Here is a 19,146-nt window from a genome sequence, read left to right on the forward strand (position 1 = left end):
TAATAGAAAAGGCTATTTACTCACCAGTAAATAGCCCTTCGAGAATAAATTGCCAATACGCAAAGCAGAGTTCTAGAAAGCTGCTTTCTTAATGAATAGAGCTTATAAATAGCTTAGCGCTTTTGTGTGAAAGTCACGTGGTACTCTCCGATACCATCATAAGCAACGGTTGTTAGCTCGTCGAAGTCAAGCTCAACCACACCACAGTAAGACCCTGTAATAATCGCCTCGCCCGCTTCAAAACTGATTCCACGCTTGGTCATCGTATCGATCAACCAGTAGACAGGGTTTTGAGCTAATGCGTTAGGGTGAGTGCCAGAAAATGCCTGAACTTTTCCAGCTTGGGTTATAGCCACTTCGACCTTAGCAGCAGTAAACGCTTTATCTTTCTCTATTTCAGGACCAAGAAACAGGCCTTGGTTTGCCAAGCAATCGGCTAAAACTTCGTAAAACTCCGCACCAATTCCATCGGCAAAGCGAGATTGAATTAACTCAAGTGCCATATGGCAAGAGCCAATTGCATCATTGATTTGTGCTTCACTGTAACCATTTAAGTTCGCAGGCAAAGGCTTAGTCAGTACAAAAGCGATTTCTGGTTCTACTCGGGCTACCTCTTTGCCTAGCACTGAGCTTGTGTCTGCGAACAATTCACAAACTTCACCTTGCTGTACGTTGTCAGTGAAAATAGGCGCTACGATAAATTTATTTTCTGCAAGAGGTAACAGACACTTCCAGCCCCCCACTCTATCTGCACGAATTTCAATCATTGATTCTTGAATGGCTAACGCATCATCTAAACTGGTTGGGCGATATTGTTCGATTAATCTTGGCGCTTTAGTTCCCGCGGTGCGACGGCTTAATAACTCTTTAGCCGCCTGCTCAAATACACTTGTCATAATATACCGTTTAAATTTAGAACGATTGGAAATAGGTTTAGGTAATTGCATCACTCATACGATGGTTTCACCGTAAAGTGTTCAAAGGCTTATTGTCACATGTACCGCAAGTAAACACATACCGCTAAGTCAATATATCAAAAGAAAAGCCAGCACCTGATGATCGGTTGACTGGCTTGTTGAATGTGTCATTGTTGAAGAAACGCTACTCGCCTTTTAACGTCTTCTTAAGACTTTGCATGAAATTTCTGAAGTGAGGCATGAAATCAATAAACAGAGGGTGTTTTCTATCTTGCATCATCAACGGTCCCAGTAAGCGAATACTTACACCTAGTCTCGTTGCGGATTGCTCATCTAGGCCACTGTCCTGCTTGATCTTCTCTACAATCGCGAACATGTTTTCTCTGTCTTCAATTTCAAACTGCATGGTTTGCAGTTCACGATCTTCCTTGATGTTCACTTCTTCGATAGTGATACGGTAGTGATTGTGTTTGCCTGTGATTGTTTGCATCGTCATTACTGTCTCCTAACTTGAATTTACGAACAATTAAGTTGACAATATCAACCATAAATACAATGGTTGATATTATCAACTATGTTTCTAAGGATCGTTTATGTCTGATAACACATCGTTAGAGTCTATCTTTCGTTTAGTACACTCTTTGAAACGTCAAATGAGTGAACAGATTGAGAGCTTGGATTCTGAGATCGCACCCATGAACATTCGTGTCATGAAGATCATTACTAAGAAATCTCCATGTACGGCTATCGATATCGCGCACTACTTAAACCGCGATAAAGCGCAGGTCACGAGATTAGTTAATGCACTGATCAATCAAGAGCTTGTGAAGAAGTCTCCAAATCCAGAAGACAAGCGCAGCCAGTTATTGATTCTGACCAATAAGGGTCAAGAGGTCATGAGTAAAGTTTCGGATATAGATCGAGACATGCTGAAGAGAATGACCAAAGGCATGGCTGAAGATGAGTTAGAGCGATTCAGAAAAATTGCAAAAAAAATGGCGCAAAACTTAGAGAACTGATTTTCAAAATAAAACGAAAAAGCGCCATCGAATCAAATACTCGGTGGCGTTTTTTGTAGAATTTGGTTTACCTACATATCAGTATGCCAAAATCGACTTTGAAAACGCTTTATCCTACTCGGTAAGAAATTAATCAGCAGACCATACATTCTTGAAGTCGGGCCATCCCCAGTTGGTGATGGCGACGTTTTTCAGAATCCCTTGGAAACGAACGGTCTGCAAGTGATGGAACATAGGCACTAACCAATAATCTGAGATCAGAGTAGACGCGATAGGTTCTAGCTCTGCCAAGTAATTAGGCAGTTCAACGGATGCTTTATGACTATCCAAGCGCTGTTTAAGCCAGTCGCTGTTCATCTCTCCTAAAGCAGAGTGCAAAACAGGATCGTTCATCATCCACGAAAATAGCGAAGACGGGGCATTATCATCGAGATTCAGGTTACACAGCACCAGATCCTCCTTTAACTCGCCACTCTGGGAGAGCAGCGCCAGTTCGCGAAAGCTGTAGGTATTGACCTCAACTTCCACGCCATATCGTTTAAGTATGTCGGATACGCAAATCGCACATCGGTACAACGCATAATAGTCATAAACTGCAATGCTCATTCTTTTCGGAAGTTGAGCCTCTTTCGAAGGCGTTCGATACAATTTATGCCAACTTGGCAGTATATTTTGAGCTAAAGAGACGCTAAACAACCCCTTGTTATGTTCCAACTGAGACAAAATCGCTTGTGGTTTGGTCAGTTCTGAAAGGTATTTTCGCTGCTCATTATTAAGCGGAGTTGCCGCTGAATTCTGATTGAACAGGATAAATAAGCACCCATCCTCGACTCGGCTACGAAGGCCATCTGTGTCTGCTGAAACAAGCTCCGTATCGCTTTTCCCTAACTGATGGAAACAAGAAGAATCTTCATAAGGTGACACCTGCATTTGGCTGTCATCGAAACGAGCACTGCCCGTCATCGACTCTTCGAATTGCCAAATCGTCACTTCATCCGTCAGGGAACGACACCCGTAATAATGTTCGAATGCGGCAAGTTTAATACGTTCGTTATTAGTCTCAACCACTTTAAATGGGCCGGTTCCGATCACGGCATGAGACACCGAATTCAATGGCGATGGCTCACGCGTTACTTGCGCTGCGGGTTGAATCGAATACTTAACGCCAGCCAACAAGCCTGCGAAGCCGGTGTCAGCTTTAGTGAGTTGGAAGCTGATCCTTAACGGCTGCTCACTGTAAACCGAAGCAACATGAGCTAACTCTATTTGATAGAAAGGTAAGGTTTGCAAGGCTGAAAACAGCGAGACTAACTGTTTAGCATCAACAGGTTGGCCATCGTGGAAGGTTAGTCCTGGGCGCAAATAGAAAGTCCAAACTAACTTCTCAGCATCATATTCCCAATGGTGCGCTAGCTCAGGCTTCAACTCGCCCTTACCATTACAAGTGACGAGGCAACTGAATACTTGTCTGATCAAAAATCGTTCGCTGCTGCGGTGAATATGGTGTGGAAACAGGTCTTCAAACTTACGTTTATAGGTTAATTGAACGTGCAGCAGCCCTTCGCGCATCGTCGCACCGGATGTTTCTTGGAGAAGAGAGCCAAACACTGCGCGGTCATTATCCAAAATAGAGAGCGCTTTTTCGTACTTGCCCTGCTCTATCAGCTTGCTGGCAACATGTTGAGTCAGTTGTTGATTGCTAAAACGCAATGTCAGGTTAGAACGTTGATTCCTGCCGACTTTTGGCTCCCACACCACCCATTCAGCCTGATGCATCTTGCCGAGTAAGGTTCGTGCATGGCGCAAACTGGTAAACAGCTTGTCTGCCACCTCAGTCAAAGTCACCGAATGTGAGATGTTTGGCTCGAACGAATCCAGCCGAGTGTAGTAACGCATCATGTTTAAATCAGACAAATAATGAACCTTTTAGAAATAACCCTTCCTCATAAAGCCGATTATAAAACACATTTGTCTTTGAGTGACGGTAAAAGTCAAAAACAGGAACAACCCATTAAAAACCCATCTGTTTATTACTTCCTATTAAACAACCATAATTAATGGGTCAGCAGGGAATGTTGAGTTCCCACCAAAGCCTAATACAAGAGAAGTAATCATCATGAGAAAATACTATCTTAATAAGTTAAAAAGCACCTGTAGCAAGCTCGAAAGAGAAGCACTACGAACACTTATAGAGCTATGTAACTGGCGTTATTAGTACACTTTTTAGCACCGAGTTAACGCGAGTTGAGCACAACCTAATATGCTCCTACCCCCAATATGAGTTAGGTCTCAACTCGCTTTTCCATTCCAAATCCCCTCTCAACCCAGTTGTACCAATCACTCACACATTCGATAAATTTCTGTTGTCGACTCGACAAATTTAATTCGTTTTCTTAGTTAAGCGAAAAGCCTTAAGGTTCGCCCCGAAGCAAGCAAGGAGCCTCAGAAAAAACTGAAAGCTCAGCTAACAACTAATTTATTTGCAGTTACCAATCAGGTATTAACTAAGGAAACGCCATGCGTATCGCAATTCTTTCTCGCAACGAAAATCTATACTCTACTTCTCGCTTAAAAGCGGCTGGAGAAGCACGTGGTCACCAGGTCGATGTTATCGACACGCTGCACTGTGATATAGATATCGCGAGTAACAATCCGAAGATTCGCTACATGGGTGAAGAGCTACCTCAATACGATGCTGTTATTCCACGTATTGGCGCTTCCATTACCTTTTACGGAACTGCGGTTGTTCGCCAATTCGAAATGATGGGCACTTTTTGTATCAATGAGTCAGTAGCAATCAGTCGTTCTCGCGACAAACTGCGCTCACTACAACTGTTGTCTCGTAAAGGTATTGGCTTACCAAAAACAGGTTTCGCTAGCCGCCCAGACAAGATTCAAGACTTGATCAAAAACGTAGGTGGCGCGCCACTGGTTATCAAGCTTCTTGAAGGCACTCAAGGGATCGGCGTTGTACTAGCAGAAACAAACAAAGCAGCAGAAAGCGTTATCGAAGCATTCATGGGCCTAAAAGCGAACATCTTGGTTCAAGAGTTCATTGAAGAAGCAAATGGCGCAGACATCCGTTGTTTTGTTGTTGGCAACAAAGTAATTGCAGCGATGAAGCGTCAAGCTGGTGAGGGTGAATTCCGCTCTAACCTGCACCGTGGCGGTACAGCTCAACTGGTTAAACTAACCAAAGAAGAGCGCGCTACAGCAATCAATGCTGCGAAAATCATGGGTTTAAACCTATGTGGTGTAGATATTCTACAATCTAAGAATGGCCCTGTTGTAATGGAAGTGAACTCTTCTCCTGGCCTAGAAGGTATCGAGAAAGCGACAGGTAAAGATGTAGCAGACATGATTTTCGAATTCATCGAGAAAAATGCAAAACCAAACGCTAACCGTACTCGTGGCAAAGGCTGATTTAACACCGTTAACTCATGATTGGAAATGATATGAACAATAAAATGATCATAGGGAATACTGAAGCACTTTGCTTACCAGAGTTAGGGATAACTGGACTACATACACGTGTTGATACAGGGGCTAAAACCTCTTCTCTACACGTAGACAATCTACTATGTGTAAAAACAGACGGTGAGAACTTCGTGGAATTCGATCTTCATCCAGATGTGTACCACCTAGAAGAGACTGTGCGCTGCAAAGCGAAGCTGAAAACAAGTAAGAAAATCAAATCATCTAACGGTGAAGTTGAACACCGTTGTGTGATTGAAACCATGCTAAAAATGGGTGGTCAGGAATGGCCTATCGATATCACGCTAAGCAACCGTCAAGATATGACTTATATGATGTTGCTTGGTCGTCAAGGCATGAGTGACAAAGTGATTGTTGATCCAGCGGGTGAATTCCTGCTGACTCACTAATCCGAGTCATCGTAACCGCTCCACAGGTTATAGCTAAAGTTAGTCACAACGATATAAGGCCAGTCTCATGACTGGCCTTATTGCGTTCTATTCTTTAATTTCGAGTTGCCGATCTTACTTTGAGCTTATCTATTTCTTAGATTTACCATGAGATTGAAAACCAAATCGCCAAATCGATAACAACAATTTCTTGGTTTTAACTTTTGTCACTCGCCAATGTGTAACAGGCCTTCTTGGCGCACTCATTAACAGATGTTCAAAAGCTTTCTGACTGAAATCGACTTGGCCACCATGCGCCACCAGCAAGGTATCAAGCTGCATCTCATAGATACGAGATACTGACGCTCGGTACTTGTTAGGGTGAAATATAGGGAAAGGCGGAATCAGTTTCTTTTTCACTTCCACCATTAAGTCTGCCACATAGGCAACGCTGTGAGATGGACAATAAACCGAAAGATCTCGGTCAGTGTGCCCCGGCGTTTCTAGAACCAACCAGTCATCAAAACCCGGAATACTCTCACCATCCGACAGCTTGTAGTCCGGCTTTAACTTTCTCGAATACCATAGGTTTGCTTTAGGCTTCCCTAAGCGATTCGCCATCCATCGTGCCAGCGCCAGATCCGTCAAATGCATCAAGATACCATCAATACCGTGATACCAGTCTTTGTCTCGGTTTGCTGCCACCAAGTTACAGTTCGTTAGCTTTCTGAGCTTGTGCGCGGCCCCTGCGTGATCGGGATGCATGTGTGTAACCACAACCGTGTGTAGATCGGAAAAATCACGCAGAAGCTCGGTTTCGATAAAAGTTTTCAAATGGGGGATGTCGGCTCGACATGCGCCATCAAGTAACAGTAATTTGTCTGGATACTCCACCAAGTACATGTCTTGGATGTAACCTTTAATGGTATGCAGCTGCAAAACCGCTCCTTGTGATAAAACAACTGGTCAGACCTATACAATAGCAAATCCAACTTGAATTGTGATCATTTTGTTAAAATCCAAAATCTAAAACTAGAAAGAGAGCTCCAATCAAGATTTCTATTGATATCCACTAACTTACTCAAATCCAATGTTACTCAAATCCCATTCAACTCAGAACAATGAGTACACATTCCAAAGATAAGCATCAATTTAATCCGATATTTTCAGCATTATTGAATGCCTGCATTGCCGTAAACCTTGCTCTATAAGCCATACAACTCAAGCATTCAGCACCATTTATCGTGACGACAAAATACGCGATTTGTTGACCTAAGTTATTAGGACTATATATGCGCTTCTAATTTATTGTCTGAGTGCTATACATGAACCAATTAATCGATGCTCTTTCTACCCAAGGTTACTTTGTTTGGGATGACTTCTTAACGCATGAAGAAGTAGTGGCATTGAGGGATTGCATTCCAGAGAACTGGAAAAAGGCTAGGATTGGCCGTAACGATGAAGTAACGCGAGAGTCGACCATTCGTAGTGACAAGATTCAATGGGTGCGCCGCGACATGGGCGAGCCAGCTTCTCTGTTCCTAGACAAAATGGAGCAAATTCGTTTAGAAGCAAACCAAGCGTTCTTTTTGGGTCTGTTCGAGTACGAAGCGCACTTTGCTAAATACGAAAAAGGCGACTTTTACCAAAAGCACTTAGACTGCTTCAAAGGCAATGAAAACCGCCGCCTGACTACCGTGTTCTATATGAATGATGAGTGGACAGAAGAAGATGCTGGTGAACTTGTGGTTTACGATCTAAAAGACAACCACATAGCGACCATTCCACCAAAGTCAGGCCGCTTATTCGTGTTCTTGTCTGAACAGTTCCCACATGAGGTACTGCCGACAAACACAGAGCGATTCAGTATTGCAGGTTGGTTCCGCATTAACGGCGTGAAAGACAACCAACTCGATATCGCACACTAGAACTGAGCTGATTTTTACAAGCTCTAGCTTATTCAAAGCCTCTCCTTCGAGAGGCTTTTTTATTGAACAAATATTGAGCGAGCATTGAACAACAAACCTCTTAAAAACCGCACACAGTAAATATCAAAACTATCAATAACTTTTCTCTTAAATGAAATCGAAATGAATCTTTCATATCAGTGAAACGGTTTAGCCACGTAAGTGAAATACGTCCTGTTCAAGATAGCTTCAAACGACACCCCTACTGTCTCGTTAAAACTCTAATCCAATACCTCGATATCGATTTCATCCAAAAGGAAACGAAGATGAATAAGCTAATTTTGGCAGGCGTTCTTTCCGCGACAACGGCAATGCCAGCGTTCGCAACGACTCAAGTCACTTGGTGGCACGCAATGGGCGGCCAGCTTGGAGAAACAGTAAACAAAATTGCGACCGACTTTAATGCGTCTCAAGATGATTACGAAATCACGCCAATCTACAAGGGCTCATATACAGAGACCTTAACCGCGGGTATCGCGGCATACCGAGCAGGTGAAGCACCCAATATTCTACAAGTCTTCGATGCAGGCGCAGCAACCATCATGAACGCCAAAGGCGTCGCGAAACCGGTACAGGATATTCTGGTTGAGTCAGGCTACAACTTTAATTCAAACGACTACCTAGCTGGCGTTCGTAACTTCTATGCCGACAACCAAGGCAAGATGGTTGGTATGCCTTTCAACAGTTCGACGCCGGTTCTTTACTACAACAAAGATCTTCTCGCAGAAGTAGGAGCCGAAGCGCCTAAAACTTATGAAGAACTCGAAGTGGTTGCTAAGAAGCTAAAAGCAGAAGGTCACATCGCCTTTTCTCAATCTCTGACGCCGTGGATCATGTTCGAGAACTTTAAGTCTCGCCACAATCTGCCAGTCGCGGACCAAAACAACGGCTACGATGGGTTGTCCACTAAGATCATGTTCAACACCAAAGACATGATGATGCACGTCAGCAAAATGAAAGAGTGGTCAGATTTAGGCTATTACAAGTATTACGGCAGCGACTGGGATGCAAACCAAACACCTTTCGAGCGCCAAGAAGTGGCGATGTGGATGGGTTCTTCAGGCTCATTCGGTGGCTTACGTAACCGCGTACCTTTCGAACTAGGCACTACATACCTTCCATACTGGAAATCAGTTAACCCGGATGCAGGCTTAACCTTCATTGGTGGCGCCGCTCTGTTTGCACTCAATGGCCATGACCAGAAACAAGACAAAGGCGTCGCCGCGTTCTTTGATTACCTGACCAAACCTGAAACTCAAGTTTACTGGCACAAAACTACTGGCTACGTTCCGGTAACGACAGCAGCTTATGACCTAGCGAAAGAGTCTGGCTACTACAAGGAACAACCAGACGCAGAAGTGGGTGTTAAGCAGCTAAGCCTAAAATCGGGCGAATGGACTAAGGGCTATCGCTTAGGTTACTACCCTCAGATTCGTGAAGTGATGCATCGTGAGTTCGACAATATCTTTGCCGACCGATCTAGCGTCGAGAACAGCCTAGACAAAGTAGAAGATGAAAGCAGCAAGCTACTAAAACGCTTCGCTCGTACCATGAACTAGATAGGTTGATAGGCTAGCCCTGTGTCCTGGACTGGCTCTGTTAATGAAACAAAGCAGCTCATTGCTCCTCACTACTTGTCAGTCACCTTGAATCAATAGCGTGATGACGAGTCGTGAGGAGATTCTTCACTCACGCCATTTCTTGCTCCAAAAACTACAATTCAACTGGAAGCACGCCTTGTTATAGCGCGAGTGGTTACGGTAACTAACAGTGGTTCAAACCACTCATTTTGGGATTACCCTGTGGAACGACGTCAGCAATTCTTTCACTCTCCGTTGCCTTACCTATTTTTGGCGCCTCAGATACTCATCATTGCGGTTTTCTTTATCTACCCAGCGGCAAAGGCTGTTTATCTCTCTTTTATGCTAGAAGACCCTTGGGGCACCTCATCTATATTCGTGTGGTTCGAAAACTATCAAATGCTATTCGAATCGAGCGAATATTTGAACTCAATTGGCTTCACCTTAATGTTCGCCATCGTAGTCTCTTTCTTATCGCTTGCCTTAGCTCTGCTGCTCGCCGTAAAAGCCGACAACATCATTCACGGACAAGGCGCTTACAAGGTCACTCTCACTTGGGTTTACGCCGTTGCTCCTGCGATCGCAGGCGTAATCGGTGCTTTCTTGTTTAACCCACACATTGGCGTGTTTACCGAAATATTTGCGGTTATAGGTTGGGACTTTAGTTTCCAGACGGATCCTGTGGATGCCACATTTGCTCTTATTTTGGTTTCGGTGTGGAAACAGGTTTCGGTGAATTTCATCTACTTTCTGGCAGGGCTTCAGTCGATCTCTTACGCAGTAAAAGAAGCGGCGATGCTGGATTGTGTCAGCGACTCGAAACGTTTCTGGACGATTACCTTCCCGCTACTCGCACCAACTGGTTTTTTCCTGCTGGTCATCAACCTTACTTACTCGTTCTTTGAAACTTTTGGCGTCATAGACACCATGACCAACGGCGGCCCGGGTGGCGGCACTACTTCGTTAGTGTACAAGGTGTATCGAGATGGGTTTGTTGGCGCAGATTTAGGCGGCAGCTCTGCACAATCTGTTGTGTTGTTACTACTGGTACTCACTCTTACATTTATCCAGTTTCGCGTTGTAGAAAAGCGTGTTCATTACTAGCCCACTACAGCTAGGTTTTAACGCGACAGGAGTTATTTATGAAAAGTAATAAGATCTCTGACCACCTAATTTTAATTGCTGGGATGCTGTTCATGTTGGTCCCTATTTGGCTAATCTTCGCCAGCTCAACGCATAACCCAAACACCATTGTCAGCGATAGCTTGCAGTGGTTACCGGGCGATAACTTTACAGCCATTTATAGCGAAGCTTGGAACAAAAGCATGGGCTTCAGTGGTGAAGTCACCGCTAGCAAAATGATCGCCAATTCGATGATCATGGGACTAGGTTTTGCGATCGGTAAGATCATCATTTCGATGATGGCCGCGTTTGCTTTGGTCTACTTCAGGCTGCCTTACGCCACGGCTTGGTTTTGGCTGATCTTCGTAACCCTGCTGTTACCACTAGAGGTTCGTATTATCCCATCTTATGAAGTGGTTGCTGGGCTTGGGCTGCTTAATAGCTACACAGGTTTAATTCTACCTCTGATCGCGTCAGCCACCGCAACCTTCTTTTTTAGACAGTTCTTCAAAACCATCCCCGATGAATTATTAGAAGCAGCACAGTTGGATAACGCAGGTCCGTTTCGATTCTTTGTCGACATCTTACTGCCACTGTCTAAAACCATGATCGCCGCGATCTTCATCATCATGTTTGTGGTGGGTTGGAACCAATATCTGTGGCCAATCATGATGACCACGGACGAAGGCTACAACACCATCGTGATGGGCATCAAACAAGTACTCAACAACATCAATGAAACCAGTTTACCGCGCTACGACTATGTTTTTGCCATGGTAATTTTAGCTATGTTGCCACCCGTTTTAGTGGTGGTTGTATTTCAGCGTTGGTTTGTAAAAGGGCTAGTAGAAAGTGAAAAATAACAACGACACAACTCAAATGACCGATAACCGCATTCAATCACTCGATGAGTACAAGACGTCTCACCCAGCTTCTCCGCAAAAATCAGAGGACACCCCGATGCCAAAGTTAAAACAAACGTTAGGGCACACCCAAGCCACTCACGATCGTACGCACAAAGCACCTACCATGTTAGGCATCAAAAACTTGGTAAAGACTTATGAGAACGGTCATCGTGCAGTGAAAGATGTCTCACTTGATATCGAAAAGGGTGAATTTCTTGTGTTGGTTGGCCCATCGGGCTGCGGCAAGTCTTCTATCCTACGTTCAATTGCGGGGCTGGAAAGCATCTCTGGCGGCGAGATTCACTTGGGTGGGCGCCGTGTTGATAACGAAAAGCCAGCTCAACGAGATATCGCAATGGTCTTTCAAAATTACGCACTCTACCCTCACATGACAGTGTACAAAAACCTCGCTTATGGTTTAAAGAACCGAGGTGTAAGCCAACACGTGATTGAAGAGAAGATTGAGAAAGTCGCCAAGACACTGAGAATCGAAGAGTACCTAGACCGCAAGCCAGCCAAGCTTTCGGGTGGTCAGCGCCAGCGTGTTGCTATGGGACGAGCGATTGTACGCGACCCTCAACTGTTCCTGTTTGATGAGCCTTTGTCGAACCTAGATGCCTCATTGCGCGCTCACATGAGATTAGAAATCAAAAAGCTGCAACGCGAGCTAGGCGTAACCAGTGTTTACGTGACTCATGACCAAGTTGAGGCTATGACACTGGCAGATAGAATTGTGGTTCTCAACAAAGGCCAAATAGAACAAGTCGGCACACCAAGAGAGGTCTACCACCAGCCTGCCAGTACCTTTGTAGCAAGCTTCATTGGTAGCCCCGCGATGAACTTCTTAACTGCCACGCTCGATGATGGCTATCTTGAAATCGGCGATCAACAAATGTATCTACCAGAATATGCGCACGTTAAAGGCGCGACTATCACGCTTGGCATTCGCCCTGAACATTCTGAGGTTTGTACCGATTTAATCATGAACGCACTGCCGCTGGAATTACGTATCAGCGTGGTTGAGCCTTTAGGGCCTAATCAGTTAGTTCACGGCTTTGTGAACGAACAACCCTTTATTGCAGTCACACCCGAAACAACTTTGTGCCAAGCTGTCCCCCTCGGTCTAAGCATTGATAAATCCAACCTGCATATTTTTGACAGTCGTGGGAAGCGTATTCAACCAAATAACTTTACTTCACAAGAGTCACGCGAAGAGGTAACAAGCTTAACGACGGCTCTCGCTTAATCGAGTACACTGATATTTAATGCGTTTTTACGGTGCGTCTTTAAGAAGGATTAATTATGTCGTCTATCATCGTAGGTCATCGGGGTGTAGCAGGTACTCACCCAGAAAATACCAAGGCAAGCATTGAACAAGCCGCTAAACTCGGTTTGAAATGGATTGAAGTAGATATTCAGCCAACTCAGGATGATCAACTTGTGGTTTGTCACGACCACACACTTGAGCGCTGCAGCGATGGCAAAGGTCGTGTCGACGAACACACCCTTGCAGAACTGCGTCAGCTTGATTTTGGCAGTTGGAAGTCTGAGCAGTTCGCTGGTGAAAGAATATTGACGCTGGAAGAATTGCTCGCGCTTGTTGAGCAGCATGATCTCAGCGTCAACTTAGAGATTAAAGTCGACAGTCGACATCAAGCCCCTCATGTCGTTGATTTGCTACATACAGAGTTGATTCGTTCAAATCTAGACACCGACAGAGTGCTGCTTTCAAGTTTCAGCCATCAAGTGGTTTCTGAAATGGCTCGTCACCTGCCGAGATACCGCGTTGGTGTAATTACAGAGCAACTGACTCAAGCCGACTTGATGTTGATTGACGAAGTTAAAGCGTTCAGCTGCCACATGAACTACGAGCACGTGATTCAGAGCGATCTCGATACACTAGGTGAAGCAAAAATCCAAACATGGTGCTACACCGTAAACGATCCGTCTCACTTCAAATTCATCTCAAAAGTAGATGCCGTATTCACTGATTTCCCGAATCAATTTACCTCTATAAATTGACCAAGCGAATACTGTAAAAACAACCCCGAGAGGCTTTAAAACTAACTCTCGGGAAACCTCAAAATTAGGTAGCAAACACAAGTGAGCAGGAGTACATTCCGCTACTCACTTGGTTTCATTAGCTCGCTCTATTTAGACAGCTTCATTGGTTACTTAATTTATGGATCTCATTTTTAGTCCAACCTTCCCAATTTTGGGTGCAATCTTCATTTTCGCCGCTATTGTTCGTGGCTTCTCAGGTTTCGGTTTCACCTTAGTGGCATTGCCATTAAGTGCGTTATTCGCCCCTGTTATCGAACTGGTTCCCGTTTTCATGCTAATCGACCTATTGGGCAATATTCAATTGCTGCCTAAGGTTCGAAAACACGTCAACTGGCGCTGGGTTTCAAAGGTATTTATCCCTTGCCTAGCCTTTACGCCTGTCGGCTTACTTCTACTTAAATCCGTTAGCCAAGACACGATCATCTTGATCATCAGTGTCTTCATTTTTGCGTCTGCACTTATGATCTACAGAGGTTTCCAGTACAAAAATGAACCTAGATTTGCTCCCTATATTCTAGGCAGCCTTGCAGGGGTAATGAACGGCGCAGCATCGATGTCAGGGCCTCCGATTGGCACGCACGCATTGGCAAGCCCAGTCGCACCACACATTGCTAGAGCTGGCCTGATTGCCTTCTTTGTATTGGCGGATTCCACCGCGTTTGTTTCAGCATCGATCGCAGGATTGGTCGATCGAGATGTGGTGTGGCTAACTCTCGCGCTCTTACCAAGCAGCATGTTTGGCGGTTATGTGGGTTCTAAACTATTCGAGAGATTTGGGGGAGCGAAATTTAAGCCAGTCACCATTGCACTACTCATCGTGATTGCGATATTCAGTGCAGGTCGAGTTTTACTGTAACTGGCTTTAGCGGTTGACTTTGGAAGTTGGTTTCGCGAATTGACTGCGCTAATTGATTCCGGAAAATGATTGAGAAAATTGGGTACCAATGACTACCATTCGATATGGATAGGGGTACCCATTTTTACAAGTTGGAGAAACTCATCCATATCTTGATTAGTTAATGCGATACAGCCATCCGTCCAATCAAAGCTTTGAATAAAGCTAGGTGAACGGTGCTCTCCGTTTTTGATGCCGTGGATTTTGATGTTCCCGCCAGGGTCCACATCATTTTGCTCTGCCCATTGCATGTCCGAAGGTTGCGGGTAATTAATATGTACTGAGCGATAAAAGTCCGACTCTTTCATCACATAATCGAGTTGGTATTCCCCTTCAGGCGTTCGGTTGTCTCCCTCAAAGCGTTTATGCCCTTTAGGTTGTTTGCCTAGCGCAATACGAAATTCCTGGATCACCTCTTCACCCTTGAGCAGGTACATTCTGCGTTTAGACTTATCAACTTTGACCAAGGTGACCACTTGCAGCAACGAATCTGTATCAGAAGAGGAAGCTGGTAGAGTATAAAACTGTCGAGATGAGCTTTGAGGTGGACGTATAGATGAACCTTGAGACAACTGGGCAACTTGTTCGCCAGAATTACTGCTAAGGACATCATCCACAATAATCACATGTTTGGAGTTTGAATTAGATGAAGACGTTGAGACACGTTGAGAGTGAGCTGGTGCCGACTCGAATACAATCGTCTCGATCGCCGTCGCGTCAGAGACTATTTTCTCGACTACGACCTGCTCAGCATTCGCGTTCGGAACCACAAACAGTAAACACAGTAATAAAGACCAAAACAGACGCACCCTCAAATCTCCTCAAAACGCATGGACATGGTTCGTGACTGAGTTTCCATTCCTAACGACTCATAGAAACCCTTAGCTTGCTGATTAAACTCCATCACTTCTAACCTAAGCTCGATAGCACCACTCGCTTGCGCCCATTGATTGAATGACTTCATCAGCGCTCTGCCGACGCCTTGACTCTGAACCTGATCGTTCACCACAATCGTATTCACCCTTGCCACCTTATGCGACTGAATAAAGCTAACCCCTTTATTCTGCGTTACCTTCCCAGCTAAGAAGCCAACCACCTGTTGATCGTCAACCGCAACAAAGAAAGCGCCAACCGAATCAAGCATCAATCCCAACCAATATTCTTCACTATCACCTAAACCCTGTGAGGCTGGCGCAAACACCATAGGAGCACCAAGGTGGTGTTGACGGTTTATCTGTTCAGAGAGCTCCAAGATCGAGCTAATATCAGTTACCTTGGCGGTCCGGATTTGCATATCATCACCTTGTTTGAATTCAATAACACCTTAGCAAAAATGGCTTAATTGTGCACCGTTACACTGGTCAACTCAGACGCTCTGTGAAGGCGGGTTATTAATATTAGGCTCTAAGTTTAGGTAAATTGTTCCGCAAATCTCAGGCACATTGCCAGCCTTTGAGTGCTACTATCTCTGTAGAATCAATACACTAACGACGACTAACGACTGGATACCCATATGATTAAGTTTGCTGTAATTGGAACCAATTGGATTACACAAAAGTTTGTTCAAGCTGCTCACGAATCTCAATCGATGCAACTTGCTGCGGTTTACTCTCGAAATCTAGACAGTGCGGCACAGTTCGCCCAAGAATTTGACGTTGAAGCGACGTATGACTCACTCGACGCATTGGCAAATGACAAAACGGTTGAAGCCGTGTACATCGCTTCACCGAACTCACTTCATTGCGAGCAATCTATCTTCATGATGGAACACGGTAAGCACGTTATCTGTGAAAAGCCGGTTGCATCAAACATTGATGAAGCAACACGCATGTTCGAAGTGGCTGAGAAAAACGGCGTAGTGTTGTTCGAGGCGTATAAATCTCAATTCCTACCAAACTTTAAGCAAGTCCAACTCGGCCTAGAAAAGATTGGCAAGGTACATAAAGCGCACATCAATTACTGCCAGTATTCATCACGCTACCAAAAATACCTAAACGGCGAGAACCCAAACACCTTCAACCCAGCTTTTTCTAACGGATCGTTGGTTGATATTGGCTTTTACTGCGTAGCCGCAGCAGTCGCGCTATTTGGTGAGCCGGAGAATGCACAAGCTTCTGCGAAGCTGCTTGAGTCAGGTGTCGATGCTCATGGCTGTGCGATCTTCCAGTATCCTGAGTTTGACGTAACGCTTGCTCACTCTAAAGTCAGCGACTCTTATGCTCCAAGTGAGATCCAAGGTGAATTAGGGGCGATCATCATCGATCACATTGCTGAATGCACCGACGTTAAGATCCGCTTGCGTGATGGCACGGTAGAAAACCTTACTCAAGTACAAAGCGAGAACTCCATGAGTTACGAAGCACAAGCCTTTGCTAGCTGCATTGCTGGCGACCACACGACACAAGCGCAAGCCCAACAGCGTGCTTTAACCGTTGCCAAGTTAATTACAGAGATGCGTCAGCAAATTGGTGTCGTTTATCCAGCGGATAAATAACGTCACAGCGTAAGTTAACAAGCTGATTTTTAAGACATACTGATTTATACATAACTAAATTTAATCTTTACGACAAATAACTGGATTAGTTGATTGGGGTGCCATCTGTTTAAATCCGCGTTCGATATCTATCGTATTTATTTAATTTATTGAAGGTGTGTAAAGTGTTTTCAGTTGATGATCGCGTTGTAGCAACAAAAGGTGTTGAACTAGGTGAAATGGTAGTAACTGGCCTAAGTGCTGGTGGTGGCTACGTTCACGTTACAACGGTAGAAGGCGCAATGACGCTTACTTACCCAGCACAAGATCTTAAAAAAGCATAGTTTAACCACTCTGCCCTTTTAGTAGTCACTCTGCTAAAGATAACAAAATTGAGGCTTTGGCTGACTTCACTCTTCTGCATTAGAGTGAGCAGCCAGAGCCTTTTTTATGCCTGCAATTCCTTACCAGTCTTCCCATTAGTATACTCGTCGCAGTAAAACCGAATCCAACAGACAATAGAATCAATCAAAGAGTATTTACACTAAGTACTTATTGTCTGTTGATACACACTGTCTATTAGCGCTTAGTTTTAGCAAGACTTTCTGTTACATTAGCATTAGCTTATATTTATAATAACCTGAACTGAGGGAAGCTATGAAGCTTTACATTTACGACCACTGCCCTTTCTGCGCAAGAGTCGCCTACATTGCTCAATCTCTAGGCTTGGACATCGAGCTTGTCTCTGTCGATTATGATGACGCCCAAACTCTTATCGATTTGATCGGTAAAAAGATGGTACCCGTCTTACAAAAAGACGACGGATCTATCATGGCAGAGAGCCTAGATATTATCGCGTACTTCATGGACCTAAAATCAAGCGACGAGCAGCGTGTACCATCAGAGCAAGCTGCTCTTTTCCAAAGCCGTGCTTTCCCTCTTACTCAACAGATTGGACGCCCACGTTGGTGGAACCTTGACTTGGCTGAATATCGCTCAGCTGGAGCCAAAGAAGCTTGGCGTGCAAGTAAAGAGACCGAAGATTTTAACTTTGAAGAACTCTTAGAAAAGACGCCTCAGTTCGTTCAACTGATTAACCCATTACTGAAAGATGCCGAACTCTTACTGGATATAGAGCATGGTGAGTCATCACAGCCTCTTATCGATCAAGCGGTGTACTTCTCTATGTTGCGCGGTTTCTGCGTAGAGCCAAGCATCACATGGCCACCAGCGCTAGAACGTTGGTTAGAGAAGCAAAGTGAACCGCTGAAGCTCTCTTTACTTCGATAAAAACGGTCTCTGCTTCGCTAGCGCGATTGCAACGAGCACAAACAAAAAATCGAAGCTCTCAGGTATCAACCCTGCTAGCTTCGATTTTCTTTTATCTGGCCATTCTATTTCTCTAAGGCTTTGTCTTACAGCAGACGCCTTCTCAAACCGGTTCGCTCTAAGATTCGGGTCGAGATCTCTTCTACCGATAATGAAGACGTGTTGATATAAGGTATCGCTTCTCGGCGGAACATCGCTTCTACCGTTTGTAGCTCATACAAACACTGCGAATCACTCGCGTATTCACTGCCCGCTAAACGGTTCTCACGAATCTCAGTCAGCCTTTCTGCGTCAATCGTTAAACCAAACAACTTGTGTCGGTATATCTCAAACTCAGGCAGCAGCTTCAAACGCGCTAAATCGTCATGGATGAATGGATAGTTCGCTACGCGTAGACCAAACTGCATCGCCATATACAAGCTTGTTGGCGTCTTGCCACTTCGAGATACACCCAACAAGATGATGTCGGCTTCTTCCAGTCCTTTGAGCGTGATGCCATCATCGTGTGCGAGTGTGTATTCAATCGCAGCAATACGGTCGAAGTACTTCACCGAATCTTTGTTCACACTGCGTGAACGTTGCAGTTTAGGTACAGGTGCCATCTGAATATCATCCTGAACCTTCTGAACGATACTTTCCAACACGTCATAACAGTGCGCTGGCGCTTCAAGCAGCTTAGCCTTGATATCTGGAATCACGATTGAAAAGAACACCAATGGTTCGACTCCGTTATCGCGATACGAAATCTCGATCTCTTTTAATAAATCAGAAAGTTTGTCCTCACTTTCCACAAACGGAAAGGTTTTTTCATTGGCTTTGAAGGGGAATTGACCTAGAACAACATGCCCTAAAGTCTCACATGTTATGGCCGTTCCATCAGAAACATAGAATACATCACGACTTTGAATATCAATTTGCATTTTTTATTTAATGTTTAAAATTATTTTGAGTAGGATGGGAACCATAATATATATAACGAAACCCTGCTGACTATTACGTCCCCCACAGCTTT

General features: G+C 44.5%; 20 protein-coding genes. 13 read left to right on the plus strand and 7 right to left on the minus strand.

Features of this window, described 5'->3' with window-relative positions; all coding sequences use genetic code 11:
- Positions 1-113: 113 nt before the first annotated feature.
- Positions 114-896, minus strand: a complete 783-nt coding sequence (locus CWO13_RS17445) for a 2-keto-4-pentenoate hydratase (RefSeq protein ID WP_102431339.1) — start codon at positions 894-896, stop codon at positions 114-116.
- 205 nt (positions 897-1,101) lie between these two features.
- A complete protein-coding gene (locus tag CWO13_RS17450; RefSeq protein ID WP_108083292.1) occupies positions 1,102-1,407 on the minus strand; it encodes a DUF3861 domain-containing protein in 306 nt (101 codons plus the stop codon).
- Between the two features lie 103 nt (positions 1,408-1,510).
- Here CWO13_RS17450 and CWO13_RS17455 point away from each other — a divergent pair, with 103 nt between their 5' ends.
- Positions 1,511-1,936, plus strand: a complete 426-nt coding sequence (locus CWO13_RS17455) for a MarR family winged helix-turn-helix transcriptional regulator (protein WP_108083286.1) — start codon at positions 1,511-1,513, stop codon at positions 1,934-1,936.
- Between the two features lie 129 nt (positions 1,937-2,065).
- On the opposite strand, the gene CWO13_RS17460 is transcribed toward CWO13_RS17455, so the two are convergent.
- Entirely contained in the window at positions 2,066-3,850 is a 1,785-nt protein-coding gene (locus CWO13_RS17460) for an SgrR family transcriptional regulator (RefSeq protein WP_108083287.1), read from the minus strand.
- 603 nt (positions 3,851-4,453) lie between these two features.
- On the opposite strand from CWO13_RS17460, the gene rimK reads away from it, so the two are divergent.
- Positions 4,454-5,359 carry a 30S ribosomal protein S6--L-glutamate ligase gene (gene rimK, locus CWO13_RS17465; protein WP_019824669.1) on the plus strand — a complete coding sequence of 302 codons (906 nt, stop codon included), beginning with the start codon at positions 4,454-4,456 and terminating at the stop codon, positions 5,357-5,359.
- A 32-nt stretch (positions 5,360-5,391) separates the two neighbouring features.
- Positions 5,392-5,820 (plus strand): ATP-dependent zinc protease family protein, encoded by a 429-nt coding sequence (locus tag CWO13_RS17470; RefSeq protein ID WP_048661634.1) that lies wholly within the window; start codon positions 5,392-5,394, stop codon positions 5,818-5,820.
- A gap of 129 nt (positions 5,821-5,949) precedes the next feature.
- Here CWO13_RS17470 and CWO13_RS17475 read toward each other — a convergent pair whose 3' ends face one another.
- The gene (locus CWO13_RS17475) at positions 5,950-6,738 is read right to left on the minus strand and encodes an MBL fold metallo-hydrolase (protein ID WP_102431337.1); all 789 of its coding nucleotides are present in this window, start codon (positions 6,736-6,738) and stop codon (positions 5,950-5,952) included.
- A 386-nt stretch (positions 6,739-7,124) separates the two neighbouring features.
- Here CWO13_RS17475 and CWO13_RS17480 point away from each other — a divergent pair, with 386 nt between their 5' ends.
- From CWO13_RS17480 to CWO13_RS17510, 7 genes are all read left to right on the plus strand, one after another.
- Positions 7,125-7,727 (plus strand): 2OG-Fe(II) oxygenase, encoded by a 603-nt coding sequence (locus tag CWO13_RS17480; RefSeq protein ID WP_048669551.1) that lies wholly within the window; start codon positions 7,125-7,127, stop codon positions 7,725-7,727.
- Positions 7,728-8,032: 305 nt separating this feature from the next.
- Positions 8,033-9,325 carry an extracellular solute-binding protein gene (locus tag CWO13_RS17485; protein ID WP_108083288.1) on the plus strand — a complete coding sequence of 431 codons (1,293 nt, stop codon included), beginning with the start codon at positions 8,033-8,035 and terminating at the stop codon, positions 9,323-9,325.
- 243 nt (positions 9,326-9,568) lie between these two features.
- Entirely contained in the window at positions 9,569-10,450 is an 882-nt protein-coding gene (locus CWO13_RS17490) for an ABC transporter permease subunit (RefSeq protein ID WP_017064901.1), read from the plus strand.
- A 38-nt stretch (positions 10,451-10,488) separates the two neighbouring features.
- Positions 10,489-11,331: a sn-glycerol-3-phosphate ABC transporter permease UgpE gene (gene ugpE, locus CWO13_RS17495; protein WP_102431335.1), complete on the plus strand. Its 843-nt coding sequence runs from the start codon at positions 10,489-10,491 to the stop codon at positions 11,329-11,331.
- Positions 11,321-12,619, plus strand: coding sequence for a sn-glycerol-3-phosphate ABC transporter ATP-binding protein UgpC (gene ugpC / locus CWO13_RS17500; protein WP_108083289.1), 1,299 nt, complete (start codon positions 11,321-11,323; stop codon positions 12,617-12,619). Before ugpE ends, ugpC begins: the two co-directional genes overlap by 11 nt.
- 56 nt (positions 12,620-12,675) lie before the next feature.
- Complete coding sequence (locus tag CWO13_RS17505; RefSeq protein WP_048663262.1) at positions 12,676-13,395, plus strand: glycerophosphodiester phosphodiesterase family protein; 720 nt, start codon at positions 12,676-12,678, stop codon at positions 13,393-13,395.
- Between the two features lie 160 nt (positions 13,396-13,555).
- The gene (locus CWO13_RS17510) at positions 13,556-14,293 is read left to right on the plus strand and encodes a sulfite exporter TauE/SafE family protein (RefSeq protein ID WP_055318354.1); all 738 of its coding nucleotides are present in this window, start codon (positions 13,556-13,558) and stop codon (positions 14,291-14,293) included.
- Between the two features lie 92 nt (positions 14,294-14,385).
- Here the strand turns inward: CWO13_RS17510 and CWO13_RS17515 are convergent, their stop codons facing one another.
- Positions 14,386-15,141: a L,D-transpeptidase family protein gene (locus CWO13_RS17515; protein WP_057623890.1), complete on the minus strand. Its 756-nt coding sequence runs from the start codon at positions 15,139-15,141 to the stop codon at positions 14,386-14,388.
- A gap of 2 nt (positions 15,142-15,143) precedes the next feature.
- Positions 15,144-15,626, minus strand: a complete 483-nt coding sequence (locus tag CWO13_RS17520) for a GNAT family N-acetyltransferase (RefSeq protein WP_048661625.1) — start codon at positions 15,624-15,626, stop codon at positions 15,144-15,146.
- A gap of 219 nt (positions 15,627-15,845) precedes the next feature.
- Between CWO13_RS17520 and CWO13_RS17525 the strand changes: the two genes are divergently transcribed.
- The 3 genes from CWO13_RS17525 to grxB all read left to right on the plus strand — a co-directional run bounded on the left by CWO13_RS17525 (position 15,846) and on the right by grxB (position 18,095).
- Positions 15,846-16,826 (plus strand): Gfo/Idh/MocA family protein, encoded by a 981-nt coding sequence (locus CWO13_RS17525; RefSeq protein ID WP_108021188.1) that lies wholly within the window; start codon positions 15,846-15,848, stop codon positions 16,824-16,826.
- Between the two features lie 164 nt (positions 16,827-16,990).
- Entirely contained in the window at positions 16,991-17,149 is a 159-nt protein-coding gene (locus CWO13_RS17530) for a hypothetical protein (RefSeq protein WP_004733064.1), read from the plus strand.
- Positions 17,150-17,462: 313 nt separating this feature from the next.
- A complete protein-coding gene (grxB, locus tag CWO13_RS17540) occupies positions 17,463-18,095 on the plus strand; it encodes a glutaredoxin 2 (protein WP_107899080.1) in 633 nt (210 codons plus the stop codon).
- 125 nt (positions 18,096-18,220) lie between these two features.
- On the opposite strand, the gene ppsR is transcribed toward grxB, so the two are convergent.
- On the minus strand, positions 18,221-19,054 hold the full coding sequence (gene ppsR / locus CWO13_RS17545) for a posphoenolpyruvate synthetase regulatory kinase/phosphorylase PpsR (RefSeq protein ID WP_048661622.1): 834 nt from the start codon (positions 19,052-19,054) through the stop codon (positions 18,221-18,223).
- Positions 19,055-19,146: the final 92 nt, after the last annotated feature.

Origin of the sequence: Vibrio sp. ZF 223 (assembly GCF_003050585.1) — a bacterium.
Lineage (GTDB): Bacteria > Pseudomonadota > Gammaproteobacteria > Enterobacterales > Vibrionaceae > Vibrio > Vibrio crassostreae.

Bases quoted from the DNA above. Each gene is read 5' to 3' on its own strand.
- rimK (WP_019824669.1), top strand. From the start codon at position 4,454: ATGCGTATCGCAATTCTTTCTCGCAACGAAAATCTATACTCTACTTCT.
- CWO13_RS17470 (WP_048661634.1), top strand. From the start codon at position 5,392: ATGAACAATAAAATGATCATAGGGAATACTGAAGCACTTTGCTTACCA.
- CWO13_RS17525 (WP_108021188.1), top strand. From the start codon at position 15,846: ATGATTAAGTTTGCTGTAATTGGAACCAATTGGATTACACAAAAGTTT.
- CWO13_RS17520 (WP_048661625.1), bottom strand. From the start codon at position 15,626: ATGCAAATCCGGACCGCCAAGGTAACTGATATTAGCTCGATCTTGGAG.
- ugpE (WP_102431335.1), top strand. From the start codon at position 10,489: ATGAAAAGTAATAAGATCTCTGACCACCTAATTTTAATTGCTGGGATG.
- CWO13_RS17450 (WP_108083292.1), bottom strand. From the start codon at position 1,407: ATGCAAACAATCACAGGCAAACACAATCACTACCGTATCACTATCGAA.
- CWO13_RS17455 (WP_108083286.1), top strand. From the start codon at position 1,511: ATGTCTGATAACACATCGTTAGAGTCTATCTTTCGTTTAGTACACTCT.
- CWO13_RS17505 (WP_048663262.1), top strand. From the start codon at position 12,676: ATGTCGTCTATCATCGTAGGTCATCGGGGTGTAGCAGGTACTCACCCA.
- CWO13_RS17510 (WP_055318354.1), top strand. From the start codon at position 13,556: ATGGATCTCATTTTTAGTCCAACCTTCCCAATTTTGGGTGCAATCTTC.
- ppsR (WP_048661622.1), bottom strand. From the start codon at position 19,054: ATGCAAATTGATATTCAAAGTCGTGATGTATTCTATGTTTCTGATGGA.
- CWO13_RS17485 (WP_108083288.1), top strand. From the start codon at position 8,033: ATGAATAAGCTAATTTTGGCAGGCGTTCTTTCCGCGACAACGGCAATG.
- CWO13_RS17445 (WP_102431339.1), bottom strand. From the start codon at position 896: ATGACAAGTGTATTTGAGCAGGCGGCTAAAGAGTTATTAAGCCGTCGC.
- grxB (WP_107899080.1), top strand. From the start codon at position 17,463: ATGAAGCTTTACATTTACGACCACTGCCCTTTCTGCGCAAGAGTCGCC.
- CWO13_RS17480 (WP_048669551.1), top strand. From the start codon at position 7,125: ATGAACCAATTAATCGATGCTCTTTCTACCCAAGGTTACTTTGTTTGG.